This window comes from Nitratireductor sp. ATLC21, from assembly GCF_057196525.1.
Genome location: NZ_JBXUOU010000001.1, coordinates 180,231 through 194,921, shown reverse-complemented (window position 1 = coordinate 194,921; position 14,691 = coordinate 180,231). Strand labels below are relative to the sequence as shown.

13 protein-coding genes are annotated in these 14,691 nt (G+C 61.3%); 7 read left to right on the top strand and 6 right to left on the bottom strand.

The features are described 5' to 3' along the window. Positions 1–30 precede the first annotated feature (30 nt). Positions 31–3,645 (bottom strand): bifunctional proline dehydrogenase/L-glutamate gamma-semialdehyde dehydrogenase PutA, encoded by a 3,615-nt coding sequence (gene putA / locus AC2CHD_RS00945; RefSeq protein ID WP_484553180.1) that lies wholly within the window; start codon positions 3,643–3,645, stop codon positions 31–33. Positions 3,646–3,804: 159 nt separating this feature from the next. Between putA and AC2CHD_RS00940 the strand changes: the two genes are divergently transcribed. Next, complete coding sequence (locus tag AC2CHD_RS00940) at positions 3,805–4,257, top strand: Lrp/AsnC family transcriptional regulator (protein WP_484552265.1); 453 nt, start codon at positions 3,805–3,807, stop codon at positions 4,255–4,257. On the opposite strand, the gene AC2CHD_RS00935 is transcribed toward AC2CHD_RS00940, so the two are convergent. From AC2CHD_RS00935 to AC2CHD_RS00920, 4 genes are all read right to left on the bottom strand, one after another. Further along, positions 4,244–5,470 (bottom strand): cytochrome-c peroxidase, encoded by a 1,227-nt coding sequence (locus tag AC2CHD_RS00935; protein ID WP_484552264.1) that lies wholly within the window; start codon positions 5,468–5,470, stop codon positions 4,244–4,246. The genes AC2CHD_RS00940 and AC2CHD_RS00935 overlap by 14 nt on opposite strands. A 1-nt stretch (position 5,471) precedes the next feature. Then, positions 5,472–5,927: a FixH family protein gene (locus tag AC2CHD_RS00930; protein ID WP_484552263.1), complete on the bottom strand. Its 456-nt coding sequence runs from the start codon at positions 5,925–5,927 to the stop codon at positions 5,472–5,474. A gap of 156 nt (positions 5,928–6,083) precedes the next feature. Then, positions 6,084–7,541 carry an NAD-dependent succinate-semialdehyde dehydrogenase gene (locus tag AC2CHD_RS00925; protein WP_484552262.1) on the bottom strand — a complete coding sequence of 486 codons (1,458 nt, stop codon included), beginning with the start codon at positions 7,539–7,541 and terminating at the stop codon, positions 6,084–6,086. Positions 7,542–7,623: 82 nt separating this feature from the next. After that, on the bottom strand, positions 7,624–8,553 hold the full coding sequence (locus tag AC2CHD_RS00920) for an AEC family transporter (RefSeq protein WP_484552261.1): 930 nt from the start codon (positions 8,551–8,553) through the stop codon (positions 7,624–7,626). A 147-nt stretch (positions 8,554–8,700) separates the two neighbouring features. Here AC2CHD_RS00920 and AC2CHD_RS00915 point away from each other — a divergent pair, with 147 nt between their 5' ends. The 6 genes from AC2CHD_RS00915 (at position 8,701) to AC2CHD_RS00890 (ending at position 14,164) form a co-directional block, all read left to right on the top strand. Then, positions 8,701–9,252 (top strand): histidine phosphatase family protein, encoded by a 552-nt coding sequence (locus AC2CHD_RS00915; RefSeq protein WP_484552260.1) that lies wholly within the window; start codon positions 8,701–8,703, stop codon positions 9,250–9,252. Positions 9,253–9,359: 107 nt separating this feature from the next. Then, positions 9,360–9,638 (top strand): acyl carrier protein, encoded by a 279-nt coding sequence (locus tag AC2CHD_RS00910; protein ID WP_007009717.1) that lies wholly within the window; start codon positions 9,360–9,362, stop codon positions 9,636–9,638. A 34-nt stretch (positions 9,639–9,672) separates the two neighbouring features. Beyond that, positions 9,673–10,860, top strand: coding sequence for a beta-ketoacyl-ACP synthase (locus AC2CHD_RS00905; RefSeq protein ID WP_484552259.1), 1,188 nt, complete (start codon positions 9,673–9,675; stop codon positions 10,858–10,860). Between the two features lie 85 nt (positions 10,861–10,945). After that, positions 10,946–12,166 (top strand): beta-ketoacyl-ACP synthase, encoded by a 1,221-nt coding sequence (locus AC2CHD_RS00900; RefSeq protein WP_484553179.1) that lies wholly within the window; start codon positions 10,946–10,948, stop codon positions 12,164–12,166. Between the two features lie 39 nt (positions 12,167–12,205). Continuing rightward, complete coding sequence (locus tag AC2CHD_RS00895) at positions 12,206–13,234, top strand: zinc-binding dehydrogenase (RefSeq protein WP_229447035.1); 1,029 nt, start codon at positions 12,206–12,208, stop codon at positions 13,232–13,234. Between the two features lie 9 nt (positions 13,235–13,243). After that, on the top strand, positions 13,244–14,164 hold the full coding sequence (locus AC2CHD_RS00890; RefSeq protein ID WP_484552258.1) for a lipid A biosynthesis lauroyl acyltransferase: 921 nt from the start codon (positions 13,244–13,246) through the stop codon (positions 14,162–14,164). Between the two features lie 14 nt (positions 14,165–14,178). Here the strand turns inward: AC2CHD_RS00890 and AC2CHD_RS00885 are convergent, their stop codons facing one another. Beyond that, entirely contained in the window at positions 14,179–14,610 is a 432-nt protein-coding gene (locus AC2CHD_RS00885) for a L,D-transpeptidase (RefSeq protein WP_229447037.1), read from the bottom strand. Between the last annotated feature and the right edge of the window lie 81 nt (positions 14,611–14,691).

Sequence of the window (14,691 nt, the reverse complement as noted above, 5' to 3'; positions counted from 1 at the left end):
AGCCGCCGGGCTGCGCTGTGAGTTTTCAGCCTATACCGAAGCCAAAAGGCTCGCATTGCCACCGGCTGCCGTCGTGTCGACACAGATTGCGCGTTCGTGCGCATAGGCTGCCGGGTAGATCGGTTCCACGATCAACGGGACAATCGCCCCTTCCCGCGCTGCGAGCGCCCGGCGCAGGGTCTTGAGCCATTCAGCGTCGCCATTGGCAGCCACCAGACCAACGGGAAGAACCGTCAGGTCTTCCGGAGAAACCGTGCCGTCAGCGGCCTCCAGCGGAAGCCCCTGCCCCAGCAGCGGCTTGAGAATGCGTCTTGCTTCCGGGTGCACAGCAAGCACTGTGTTTCCGGTCGACAGTGCCTGCACGACCTGCGCCAGCAGAACCTCTTCGTCTGCACCGAGACAGAGCGCGCGCCCTCGTGGCGTCAACATCAGCGTGTTGGCCTCGCCGGTCGGCCCCGGCAGATCAAGCGGCCCCTGATCCAGTGCCGCAGCGGCCGCCATTGCCACCTGTGCCTTGCCGCGCAGCAACTTGCGCAGGACCGGCAACCTGTCCGCTCGTGCTGTCCATTTTCTGTCTATCGCCGGGAAGAGACGGTTCACAGCATCGGCGTCCAGCGTGGCCCCTGAGGCCTTTGCCTGTGCAATCTCCGCGCCGCGCCGGAAGCGACGCAGATAGTGCGGGCCACCGGCCTTGGGCCCCGTTCCCGAAAGCCCCTCGCCGCCAAAGGGCTGCGAACCAACGACGGCGCCGATCTGATTTCGGTTCACGTAGATATTGCCGGCGTGCACGCGGTCGATCACGTGCTGTGCGCGCGCGTCAATGCGTGTGTGAAGCCCAAACGTCAGGCCGTAACCTCTTGCATTTACATCGGAAATAACCCTGTCGATGTCGTCTGCCTCAAACGTCGCCACATGCAGGATCGGCCCGAAGACTTCACGCTCCAGTTCCTGGATGCCCGACACTTTGAAGGCACAAGGAGCGACGAAGCGCCCGCCGGCCGGCACATCGAGCGCTGCAATGAGACGCCCCTTGTCTGACATCTGTTGTGCATAAGAGCCGATCGTCTCGCAGGCTTCATCATCGATTACCGGGCCGACATCGGTCGAAACCTCCCACGGATCGCCAATGCTGAGCGCCTGCATGGCGCCCTTCAGCATCTCGAGGACCCTTTGTTCCACGTCCTTCTGGACATAAAGCATGCGCAGGGCCGAGCAGCGCTGACCGGCACTCTGGAAGGCGGAGGCGACTATGTCGCGCACTGCCTGCTCGGGCAGCGCGGTGGAATCGACGATCATCGCGTTAAGCCCGCCGGTCTCCGCGATCAGCATGGCCTCAGGACCAGCATTGTCGGCAAGCTGCCGCTCGATCAGCCGTGCAACCTCCGTCGAACCGGTGAAACATACGCCGGCAATGCGCGGATCTGCGGTCAGGGGGCCACCCACCGTCGGACCATCGCCGATGAGAAGTTGCAGCACCTCGGCCGGCACGCCCGCCTCATGCATCATTGCAACGGCGCGGGCCGCGATCAGCGATGTCTGTTCAGCCGGCTTGGCAATGACCGCATTGCCCGTCACAAGCGCCGCCGCGATCTGGCCGGTGAAGATGGCGAGCGGGAAATTCCACGGCGAAATGCAGACGATAACACCACGAGCCTGCGTGTCTTTCTCCACCTGTGCCGCCTCGCGGGCGTAATAGCGCAGAAAATCCACCGCCTCCCGCACCTCCGCGATGCCGTCGGCAAGCGACTTCCCGGCCTCGCGCGTGGCGAGCGCAAAGAATTCCGCCGCATGCTTTTCGTACAAATCGGCCACATCACGCAAAATTCTACCGCGTTCAGAGACCGGCGTTTGCGCCCAGCCGGCCTGCGCCCGCAGTGCAACGGTCACCGCCTCGGTTGCCTGTTCCTGCGAGGCATCGCGCACCGTGCCCACAGTCTCGGAAAGCCGCGCCGGATTCGCCACTTTACGCGTTTTTCCCTCTCCCTTGGCAGGGGTGATGGAGCGCGCTTCCCATTGATGCGGGGCCGCAAACGGCGCCCGAGCAGCATCAAGCTCGCGCATGGTCAAGGGGTCCGTGATATCCCAGCCTCTGGCGTTTTTTCTTGTCGGCCCGAAAATTTCCGACGGGCGCTCGATGGCCGGATTGGCTGCACTTGCCGCCTCTTCCACGGAAGCAAACGGATCGGCGGCAATTTCTTCCGCGCTCACATCCTCATCCACGATCTGGTGCACGAAAGAAGAATTCGCGCCGTTCTCCAGAAGCCGCCGCACCAGATAGGCAAGCAGATCCTGATGAGCGCCCACCGGCGCATAGATGCGGCAGCGCGTTCCTTCCCGTTTGCGCACGGTCTCGTGCAGCGCTTCGCCCATGCCGTGCAGGCGCTGAAATTCAAAAAGCGACTTGTCGGGCGCCATGGCCAGAATGGCTGCCGCCGTATGGGCATTGTGCGTTGCAAATTGCGGGTAGATGCGATCCGTCATCCCAAGCAGTTTGCGTGCGCAGGCAATGTAGCTCACATCCGTGTTGACCTTGCGGGTGAAGACGGGGAAACCCTCGAGCCCCATCACCTGGGCGCGCTTGATTTCCGTATCCCAGTAAGCACCCTTCACAAGGCGCACCATGATGCGCCGGTCAAGTCGCTCTGCAAGCTCGTAGAGCCAATCGAGCACGAATGGCGCTCGGGGACCATATGCCTGCACCACCACACCGAACCCGTCCCAGCCAGCAAGCTCTTCATCCGCCAGAACCGCTTCGATCACGTCGAGCGAAAGGTCGAGGCGGTCCGCCTCCTCTGCGTCGATATTGAGGCCCATGCGCGCATCGCGGGCTGCCAAAGCGAGGCTCTTCAGGCGCTCGATCATCACCGGGAGCATCTGCGCCTTCTGCGTTGCTTCATAGCGGGGATGAAGAGCGGAAAGCTTGACAGAAATGCCCGGATTCTCGCGAATGTCTTCCCGGTTTGAGTGGCGCTTCAGCGCCGCGATGGCATCCGAATAGGCCTTGTGATAGCGCAGCGCGTCCGCTTCGGTGCGGGCTGCCTCGCCCAGCATGTCATAGGAATAGGTGTATCCCTTTTCCACCATGGAGCGTCCGCGTTTCATCGCTTCCTCGATGGTGCGGCCAAGCACGAACTGCTCGCCCATCTCACGCATGGCGCGCGATACGGCGGTGCGGATCACGGGTTCGCCCATGCGGCGCACCAGCCCGCGCAGGATCGCTTCCACACCATCGCCCTCGTCGTCCAGAACACGCCCCGTGAGCATCAGCGCCCAGGTGGATGCGTTGACGAAGATCGAAGCGGATTCGCCCGAATGTGCGGACCAGTCATGCGGCGCAATCTTGTCGCGGATCAAATCGTCCATCGTCTCTGCGTCCGGTACGCGCAGCAGCGCCTCGGCGAGGCACATCAGCGCCACGCCTTCCTGCGTCGAGAGACCGTATTCGGAGAGAAAGGCCTCCATCATGTGCATGTCGCTCGAGGCGCGCACCGCCCGCACCAATTCGGCTGCGTTGGCAGATATCCGGCCTCTGTCTTCCCAAGTCAGATCTGCCAAAGCGACCAGCCGCTGCAGCGCCTCCGCTTCATCGACCAGGTAGTGAGCCCTGATTTCTTCCCGAAGGTTATGCGGCGCATTCTTCTGCATGATGTCCTCGATAGTGGATTGGTGCTCCCGGCGCTCCTGCCGCCGCAGCGAAGCCATCATAACATAGGGGATCTGGCCGCTCGACCTAATGTCTTGCTCTTCTCAGATCAATTGGACTATCTTTTCGCAAATTTTGATCTCCAAAGAGCCACACTCTACATGACAACAGAACGTGTTGACCGCATCGATCGAAACATTCTCGATGCCCTCACCAAGAACGGGCGGCTCTCGATCTCCGAGCTCGCGCGCCGGGTGGGGCTCTCCAAAACACCGGTTCAGGCGCGGCTGCGCCGTCTGGAAAAGGAGGGCTATATTCGTGGGTACTCGGCGATTATCGATCGCGCGCGCATCGGCGAAGGCCATATTGCCTTTGTCCAGGTGGAGTTGGAGGACACCCGTTCATCAGCACTCGCGGCCTTCAACAAGGCGGTTCTTGCCGTACCTGAGATCGAGCAGTGTCATATGACGGCGGCCGGCTTCGACTATCTGCTCAAGGTGCGGACGCGCGATATTTCGAGCTATCGCAAGGTTCTGGGCGAGCGCATCTCCGCCCTGCCCCACGTCGCCCGCACCTCGACCTTCGTGACCATGGAAACGGTCAAGGATCGCTAACGGGCGTCGTGTCCAGCGTATTGAGGAAGGCAATCAGCGCCTGCCGCCCGCGGTCCGTGAACACCACGCCGCGAATTTCGCTCTGCCCCGAGGCCGCGGCGGGTGCGCTGCTGTAGTGGTCGATCACCGCCTCAAGCGTAGCGATCTGCCCGGCATGCATATAGGGCGGTCGGCCTGCCACACCACGCAGCGAGGGTGTCTTGTACGCGCGCTCCATCGCGGCCGCGTCGCGTTTCATGAAACGCAGAGCATCGCACGCATCCGGCGCCGCGTCGCTGTAGCCCCCCAGACAGTTGAACGGGTCGGCTTGCACTGCGGCGATGCCAACCGCCCGACCCAGATCCTCCGGCAGTCCCGGGACAGGTGGAACACCCGTATTGTGAAAGTGGTCGTCCGTGAAACGCGGGCCGTTGTGGCATTCAAGACAATTTGCCTTGCCGATAAAGAGCCGCAGCCCCTCAAGTTCCAGATCGCTGAAGGCTGCGTCCCCTGTCGGCTCCTTCCCCGCCGCAATGGCCCTCGCAAAACGGTCAAAGCGGGTTTCGGTGGGTATCAGCGTGCGTTCGAAGGCCTCAATCGCCTTGCCGATATTGGCAAACACCCGGTTGACCGGTTCCTGTTCCTCCAGCTCCATTGCAGACCACTGCGCGCGCTCGGTCTCCGAACCAAACGGGCTGGCGTTTTCCGGAATTTCAGAGATATCGGGAAGCGCCCCGAATATTTCCGAATACGTATCCGCATAGGTTTCCGCCACATAACGGGCATAGGCGGCGCGGTTGCCAGCGTGTTCGCGCTGGTCCTCCAGGGGGGTGAGCGCCTGCGCCCAGAGGCTGTCGCGCCTGCCGTCCCAGAATTGCCAGATATTCCACGCAGCCCCCGCCAGAGGCATGGTGCGCCGGTCGGTTTCATCCGCTCCCAAACCACGCGGACGGGCATCCTGAAACTGCTGATCGGGAACATGACATGTGGCACACGAGATGTTTCCGGTCCCGCTGAGCCCTTCATCGAAGAAGAGCCGTCGGCCGAAGTCCGCAGCCTGCGGGTCGTCCGCATACCGATTTCCTGATGAAGGCGGAAGAGGCCCCAGCGCATCCATGGAAAGAGACGCGATCTTTGCCCTCTCGTCCTCGCCCAGTGCACCGGAATCACAGGCGGACAACGCAAGAAAACCGCACAGCGCGCCGATTGCAACATGGCCGCGCGCCGTCCTCATATCACAGATCCAGATTGAAGACCGCCTCATCGAGCCCCGGATCGGCCGAGATCCCGATGCGGATTTCCCAGTGCCCGCCCATGTTGAAGCGCATTCCTTCCACCCGATATTGCCCCTCGCCGAGATTTTCGGCCAGTTGCGGTTCTGTCGGCAATCCGTGGGCGTGGGCCGGCATACCGCCGTCGATGGACAGAGAGGCATCGGTGACTGGCGCGCCGTCAGGTGTCGTGATTGTCACCACCCAATCATGGGTTTCATTGAGGGGGATGGGCTGTGCTTCCGTCTCGAACATGACCTGATAAATGCCATCCCTGCTCACTGTGTTATAGGCCACATCGATTTCGGGGGCAGGAGGTGTGAAGAGTCTGTAAGCCGCATAAATCGCGACAACCGCCATTAGAAACCCGGCACTCGCAATCACGAAGCGCCTCGATCCGGTTTTATGCTGAAGCGGCATCTGGTCCCTCCGACTCGTCAAGTGCACTACTTAACCCGCAGCCACCTACCCGTGCCATAGGGACTCTGCCGCACTCCGAAAAAGCCAAGAAAAAACCGGCACGTCGATGCCGGTTTTTCATTTCGGACTTCGTAAAGGACTATAGGCCCAAAAAGGTTATAAACCCAATCCGCCGATGCAGACATATTTTGTATCGAGATAATCTTCGATGCCCTGATGTCCGCCCTCCTTGCCGAGGCCCGATTCCTTGAGACCACCAAACGGCGCTTCGACCGTGGTGATAATGCCCTCGTTTACCCCGACCAAGCCGTATTTCAGCCCTTCCATAACGCGGAAGGCCCGTCCCAGATCGCCGGTGTAGAAATAGCAGGCAAGGCCGAACACGGTGTCATTGGCGAGTTTGACGGCCTCTTCTTCCGTCTCAAACCGGAACACCGGCGCCACGGGGCCGAAAATCTCCTCCTTCATGAAGCGCATGTCCGGCGTGGCATTGGAGATGACAGTCGGCTGAAAGAAAGTACCTCCCAGCGCATGGCGCGACCCGCCGGCAGCCAGCTTGCCACCCTTGCTCGTGGCGTCGGCGATCAGCTCTTCAACCTTCTCGACCGCCTTCTCATCGATCAACGGGCCCTGCTGGGTTCCTTCCTCGAGGCCGGGCCCCACTTTGAGCCTCTCGGCGGCGGCCGAAAGTTTTTCGACAAACGCCTCATAGACACCCGCCTGCACGAAGAACCGGTTTGTGCAGACGCAGGTCTGGCCGGAATTGCGGTACTTAGCTGCAATCGCCCCTTCGACAGCGCGGTCGATATCCGCGTCGTCGAAAACGAGGAAAGGTGCGTTTCCGCCCAGTTCCATGGACACTTTCTTCACCGTGCCCGCAGTCTTTTCGATCAGCGTCTTTCCCACCTCGGTGGAGCCGGTAAACGTGATCTTGCGTACAAGCGGGTTCTGGCAAAGTTCATCGCCGATTTCGGATGCCGCGCCGGTGACGATGTTCACCACACCTTTTGGAAACCCCACCTCTTCGCACAACACACCCCAGGCGAGCCCGGAATACGGGGTCTGCGAAGCCGGTTTGGCCACTGCAGTGCAGCCGGAGGCAAGCGCCGGGCCGAGTTTGCGCGCCAGCATGGAGGAGGGAAAGTTCCACGGTGTGATCGCACCGATGACGCCGACCGGTTCCTTGGTCACCAGGATGCGCCGGTCGGACCAGGGCGAAGGCACCACGTCGCCATAGACCCGGCGTCCTTCTTCAGCATACCAGAGGATATAGGCAGCCGACATCCCGACCTCGCCCTTCGCCTCGGCAAACGACTTGCCCTGCTCCATGACCAGAAGTTCGGCGAGTGCGTCCTGATTGTCCATGATCGCGTCATGCAGCTTGCGCAGAAGCTTGGCACGATGGTCGGCGGAAGTCTTTTTCCAGGAATGAAAAGCGGCTTCGGCGGCCTCGATGGCGCGGCGGGTTTCGGCCGTGCCTGCCTTTGGCACAGTGCCGATCGTCTGGCCGCTGGCCGGATTGACCACATCGATGGTTTGCCCTGAATCCGCGTTGACCCAGGCTCCATCTATGAAATTCGCCTGGCGCATGAAATGGCTGGTCTTCTGAAGCATCTGCGTCTTCTCCTGTATGTTCGCGGCACCGTAGCGCCCGCCGGGTCTCGTCGCTAAGGGCTACCTGGCCTCATTGATAGATTCAGTGAAGCACCGATAGCCAGAACGCGGTCGAGAGCACCGCCAAGGCTGTGGCGATGGTCATCGCGTTGGAAGCCAGCGCCTGTCCCGTGCCGAAGCGTGATGCAATCAGATAAGGATTGACCCCGGAAGGCAGACCGGCCGCGACGATCGCGATCTGTGCGCTGAACACCGGCAGACCGATCACCAGCGCCACCCCAAGGGCAACGGCAGGCATCAGGAAAAGTTTCAACGCTGCGATCACGATTGCCGGGCGCACATCGCCCGAAATGCCAAAGCGGCGCAATCCGAGCCCCATGGCGAAAAGCGCGACAGGTCCGGCGACATTGGCAAGGGCGTCGACAAACCGGACCCCCAGAGCCGGCATCTCAAGCCCCGAGTAACGCCAGAGCAGGCCCGCAATGATACCGATGATCAGCGGGCTGGAGAAAAGCCGCGTGAGAAACTCGCGGATGATTGAAAGCGCACTGCCGCCCTTACGTCCGACCAGAGCAAACAAGAGAATCGACATTCCCATCATGATCGGCAGATGGATCGACACGATCAGCGACAGGATCTCGAACCCCTCCTGTCCAAACACGCCGAGCATGAAGGGGATGCCGAGCAGGACAAGGTTCGAAAAACTCGTGGACAGGCCCGCCACCACGCCGGCACGCGCATCGCGGCCGAACAGGTGAACAATCGTAAAATGCCCCACCACCCAGGCGACAGCGACAGCGGTAAAATAGGTGATCCACAGGGCCCATGGCAGGCTGCCGTCGAACACGGCCCCCGCCATGGTGCGGAAAAGCAGAAGCGGCACGGCGATGGTCACGGCGAATTCGCTCAGGGCATCGCCTGTCTGCGGCTTCAGCAGCCCGGTCCAACCGGCCACATAGCCGAATGCAACAAGTCCAAAAACGAAGGAAACGGTTTCAACGAGCGGAGACATGCAGACTGTTTAGCTGCAATGGTTGCCAAGGGAAACCATCCGTCAGACAAATCCACTCAGCGGATGAGGCGGCTTTGAGGCGAGAGGCGGGTTTCAACTCCGGTCCCGGTGCCTATATGCTAAGAGCATTGATTTGAGGATTGCCCTATGCTTCGCCTGGTTGTTGCCGTCATTTTTCTTTTCGCCACCTTTTCGGCGCAGGCAACAGAGGCCGGCTGGGCGCTGTTGCGCAATGGTGGGCAGGTTGTTCTGATGCGGCACGCCATTGCACCCGGTAGCGGCGATCCGGCCAATTTCGACCTCGAGAAATGCGGCACCCAACGCAACCTTTCCGAGCGTGGCCGCCTGCAGGCGCGACGCATTGGCGCTTTGGTCGAGGCGCGCGCTGCGCCGGTGGAAAAGGTTCTTGCCAGCCGCTACTGCCGCACCCGCGACACCGCGACCCAGGCGTTCGGTTCGCAACTGGTGGAGGCCTTCCCCGCGCTCGATCTGCCCGTAGACGACAGCGAAATGGAACAGAAGAAGGCGGAAATACTGGATCGAATCAACAGCTACACCGGCTCGGGAAACCTGTTTCTCATCACCCACCTCGAAGTCATCGAAGCCTTGATCGGTGCATCGGCGCGGGAAGGCGAAGCCATTATTTTGTCACGCGGAGGCGACAATCTTTCGGTGGCCGCACGCATCAAATTCAACTGATCGTGGCATCAGCGGTACCTATAGCCCCTTTTCCTGCCGGCAAAAACCGATTAGAGACCCCACGATCATCCTATTGTAAGAGAATCTCCCCAGACTGAGGGCCGCACGTGACGACATTCGACAAGGTTGCCGACATCATCGCTGAAACCAGCGAGATCGATCGCGAGAAAATCACCCCCGAAAGCCACACCATTGACGATCTGGGCATCGACAGCCTCGACTTCCTCGACATCGTCTTTGCCATCGACAAGGAATTCGGCATCAAGGTTCCGCTGGAAAAGTGGACCCAGGAGGTCAATGACGGCAAGGTTTCGACGGAAGAGTATTTCGTCATGAAAAACCTCTGCGCCAAGATCGACGATCTGGTGGCTGCAAAAGCCGGCTGAGTTTTCCTGACAGTTGAGCGTTGAAGGGAGCGGCATGAGCCCGCGCGACGTAGTTATCACCGGCATGGGTATCGTTTCCTCGCTTGGAGAGGGAGCGGATGCCCACTGGCAGGCGCTGACGGCAAAGGCGCCCTCTCCCGTGCTCGATCGGGAACGGTTTGCACCTTACAGCATCCATCCCCTGCCCGAGATCGACTGGGGCCAGCAGATCCCGCGACGCGGCGATCAGCGGCAGATGGAAACCTGGCAACGCCTTGGCACCTATGCGGCCGGCCTCGCGCTCGACGATGCGGGCATGAAGGACGATGAAGCGCTTTGCGCGACGATGGACATGGTGGTGGCCGCCGGTGGCGGCGAGCGTGACGAGACGGTGGACGAGGCCATTCTCGCCGCATCGCTCGAGCGTGACGACCATGACATCCTGCTCAACGAGAAGCTCACGACAGAGCTGCGCCCGACCCTGTTCCTGGCACAGCTCTCGAACCTTCTGGCCGGCAACATCTCCATCGTCCACAAGGTGACGGGTTCGTCGCGCACTTTCATGGGTGAGGAAGGCGCCGGGGTCTCCGCCATTGAGACCGCCGCCGCGCGCATTCGCTCCGGTCAGTCCTCGCATGTCCTGGTCGGCGCGTCGTTCCAGACCGAACATTCCGACATGCTGCTTGCCTATGAACTCGCCGGTTTTCTGCATCGCGAAGACTGGAAGCCGGTATGGCAGCGCAGCGAGGCAGAGGGCGGTGGTGTGGTCACCGGCTCCGGCGCGGCGTTCCTGATCCTGGAATCGCGCGAGCATGCGGAAAAGCGTGGACGCAAGGCCTATGCATCCATCGGCCCGGTCGTTTCGCGCCGCACCCGCCGCAAGAGCGAACCCTTGGCAGACGGTATCGCAGAAATGCTCGATCACCTCTCCCTTCCCAAGACGCCTGTTCTTGCTCTTTCAGGCGCATCCGGTGCCCATGCGGCTACGGCAGCCGAACGCGAAGCGCTTTCCCGTCACGACAACATCGCGCTGCGCGGGTTCTCTTCGCTTACCGGCCATATGAAGGAAGCACAGTTTCCCTTCGCGGTAGCCCTGGCCGCGCTTGCCGTGCACCATGGCAGCCCCTACCCGGCTTTCGACAGCGCAAGCGAAGCCGCTTTCGACGGAAGCCCAGACGCAGTTCTGGCGACTGCCATAGGCTATCACTGCTATGAAGGCATGGGCCTTATAAAAAGGGCCTGATCCTTCCGGCCCGGAGGATTTTAGAGAAAGCGATCCCGTGAAAACGACCGACAGCTTTGGAAGACCCGTAATCGCCGTCACCGGAATGGGCGTCGTCACCTCTCTCGGCCAGGGCCGACAGGAAAACTGGGACGCGCTGATCAGCGGGCGGTCCGGCATCCACCCCATCACGCGCTTTCCCACCGATCATCTGGCCACAACCATTTCCGGCATGGTCGACTTCCTGCCGTCAAGCACCAGGGGCGCAAGCGTCCACACCCACCATATGGCCGATCTCGTGGCGGCGGAAGCCATCGAACAGTCCGGTCTGCCCGCCTCCGATTTCGGCGGCCCACTCTTTCTTGCCGCTCCTCCCGTCGAGCTCGACTGGCATCATCGCCTTGCGCTTTATGCCAAAGCCCGCAGCCACAATGGCAATCCCTCGCTCATCGAAGCGGCAAGGGAAGCCCGTGCCATGGAGCTTTTCGAGGAAAGCCAGTTCGGCACCATTGCCGATCGCCTCGCCGAGCGCTACGGAACGCGCGGCCTGCCGATCACCATGTCGACGGCCTGCGCGTCGGGCGCAACCGCCATCCAGCTCGGCACCGAAGCAATCCGCCGTGGCGAATGCGACCGGGCGCTTGCCATAGGCGCGGATGGTTCGGCGACCGCCGAAGCGCTGATCCGTTTCTCGCTTCTTTCTGCGTTGACCACCCAGAACGATGCGCCGGAAAAGGCCTCGCGCCCCTTTTCAAAGGACCGCAGCGGCTTTGTCCTTGCCGAAGGAGCCGGTGCGCTAGTCCTGGAATCGCTTGAAAGCGCGCTTGCCCGCGGTGCCGAAATTCTAGGCATCATGCGCGGCTGCGGCGAAAAGGCCGATGATTTCCACCGCACCCGTTCCAAGCCCGACGGCTCGCCCGCCATCGGCGCGGTCCGCGCGGCCCTCGCGGATGCCGGCATGGCCGAAGACGAGATCGAATATGTCAACGCGCACGGCACCTCGACGCCCGAAAACGACAAGATGGAGCATCTGTCGCTCTCGACCGTTTTCGGCGAGCGCATGAAGACAACGCCCATCTCCTCCAACAAGTCGATGATCGGCCACACGCTTTCGGCAGCCGGTGCCATCGAGGCCGTTTTCTCGCTGATGACCATGCGCGAGGGCGTCATTCCGCCCACCATCAATTACGACACGCCAGACCCGGCAATCGAGCTCGACGTGGTGCCGAATGTGAAGCGCGAGGCGCAGGTTTCGACGGTATTGTCCAACTCCTTCGGCTTCGGCGGACAGAATACCTGCCTTGTCATGGCCCGCGAACCGGTCTAATCGACCGGTTCAGATTGCCCAAAACCATCGGAATTCATTATGCGCGCACTTCAACTCGTCGCCGACCGCAAGCTTGAAACCGTCGATCTTGCGCCGCCGCCCCCTCCCGGACAGGGCGAGGTGACGTTGAAGATCCGCGCCGTCGCCCTCAACCATATCGATGTCTGGGGCTGGCGCGGCATGGCCTTTGCCAAGCGCAAGATGCCGCTCGTCGTCGGCGCCGAAGCCTCCGGCGTGGTCGAGACGGTCGGTCCCGGCGTCAGCAATCTGCTTCCAGGCCAGCTCGTTTCCATCTATGGCGCCCGCACCTGCGGTCTGTGCCGCCCCTGCCGCGAAGGCCGTGACAATCTGTGCGAACACGTCTCCGGCGTGCACGGTTTCCACCTCGACGGTTTCGCACAGGAAATGATCAATCTGCCGGCTCGCCTCCTCGTCCCCGCCCCGCCCGGTGTGGACGAAATCGGTGCTGCCGTTGCGCCCGTCACCTTCGGCACCGTCGAGCACATGCTGTTCGACAATGCCAAGCTTGAGCCGGGTGAAACGATCCTCGTTCAGGCCGGCGGTTCGGGCATCGGCACCGCCGCCATCCAGCTTGCCAAGAGCATGGGCTGCACCGTCATCACCACGGTGGGCTCAGAAGACAAGATGGAGAAGGCAAAGGCGCTCGGCGCGGATCATGTCATCAACTACCGTGAAGACCGTTTCGAGGGCGTCGTGCGCAAGATCACGAAGAAGCGCGGCGTCGATGTGGTGTTCGAGCATGTGGGTGCCGACACATGGGCAGGCTCGCTCCTTTCCATGAAGCGCGGCGGACGCCTCGTCACCTGCGGCTCCACCTCTGGTGTCTCGACCAACATGAACCTGATGCAGCTCTTCCAGCAGCAGCTCAAGATTTTCGGCTCTTTTGGCTGCCGCATGGAAAACATGGCAGATGCCATGCAGAAAATGGCGCGCGGGCTTTGCTCCCCGGTGATCGACACCGAGGTCGGTTTTGCCGAGATCGACAAGGCGCTTTCTCGCATGGAAGGCCGCGACGTTTTCGGCAAGATCATCCTGCGCGTGGACTGACCCGCGCCCATGAAGCGCTTTCTCTACACAGCCGGCAAACGCCTGAAGACTTTGGAATACTGGCTCACCGCGCGCCTGGTGATCGGCACGTTGGCGCTCCTGCGCATGCTGCCGCCGGAAAAGGCGCTCGACCTCGCGGAGAAGGTGGCGCGCAAGCTGGGGCCTAAAGTGGGGCGACACAGGCTCGCTGTCGACAATCTGCGACAGGCCTATCCCGAAAAAAGCGCAGCTGAGATCGAGACCATAGCTCTCGACATGTGGGGCAACATGGCCCGACTTGCCGCTGAATATGTCTTTCTCGACAAGCTGTTCGATTTCGATCCCGACGCAGAGACACCCGGTCGCGTCGAGGTAGAGGGTGTGGAAATCTTCAAGCGCCTGCGCGATGAAAAGGGCGTCCCGCATATCTTCTTCACCGGGCATCTCGGCAATTTCGAGTTTCTGCCCATCGCGGCCGCCCGCTTCGAGCTTGCCACCACTTCCCTCTTCCGTCCGCCCAACAATCCCTATGTGGCCGACTACATCCTCAAAACCCGCAGCAGCGCCATGGGTGGGCTTGTGCCGTCACAGGCGGGAGCGGCGCTCCAGCTTGCCCGCGTTCTCGACGATGGCGGTAATATCGGGGTTCTGGTTGATCAGAAATTCCGCAAGGGCGTGAAGACCCGGTTCTTTGGCCGCGAATGCAAAACCAATCCGCTGCTTCCCAAGCTGGCGCGGCAATATGGCTGTGATGTCTACCCCGCCCGCTGCAAGCGCCTGCCTGGCGGACGCTACCGCCTCATCGTGGAGGACAAAATCGCCCTGCCCCGGCAGGCGGATGGCATGATCGACATCGATGCCAGCGCTCAACTTCTCAACGATGTTGTCGAGCGCTGGGTGCGCGAGGATCCCGGCCAGTGGATGTGGTTCCACAAGCGTTGGGAAATGTAGTCATCGCGGGAATATCAATCCGTGACGACAATCCGCGTGTTGCGCGGTCCGACCTTCCGCACCAGCGAGTAAAGCCGCTTCGCGTTGGCCGTGTGCAGGCGCACACATCCATGTGAGGCAGGCCGCCCGAGCTTCGACACCGCATTGGTGCCATGGATCGCGTAACCACCGTAGTAGAAAATCGAATAGGGCATGGGCGACATGTCGTATTTGCGCGAGTGCCACATCTTGTGCATTCGGGTGGGGCGCCACTGCCCCCGCGGTGTCACATAGCCGCGACGCGCGGTCGAAACCCGCCAGCGATGCAACACGCGCCCGCCATGCATCACCGTCATGGTTTGCTTGGACAAGCTCACCTTGGCGACAAGGCGTGCGGCGACACCCTGCGTCACGCCACCCGAAAGAATCAGGCCCGCCAAGGCCAGTGCAAAGAAAATCCGTTTCATGAGCGCCCCCCGCTACATGTGTTAAGTTTCTACCCGTTGTCTTGACGTTTCTAACGTCAATTGATGACAAAACCCCAAATG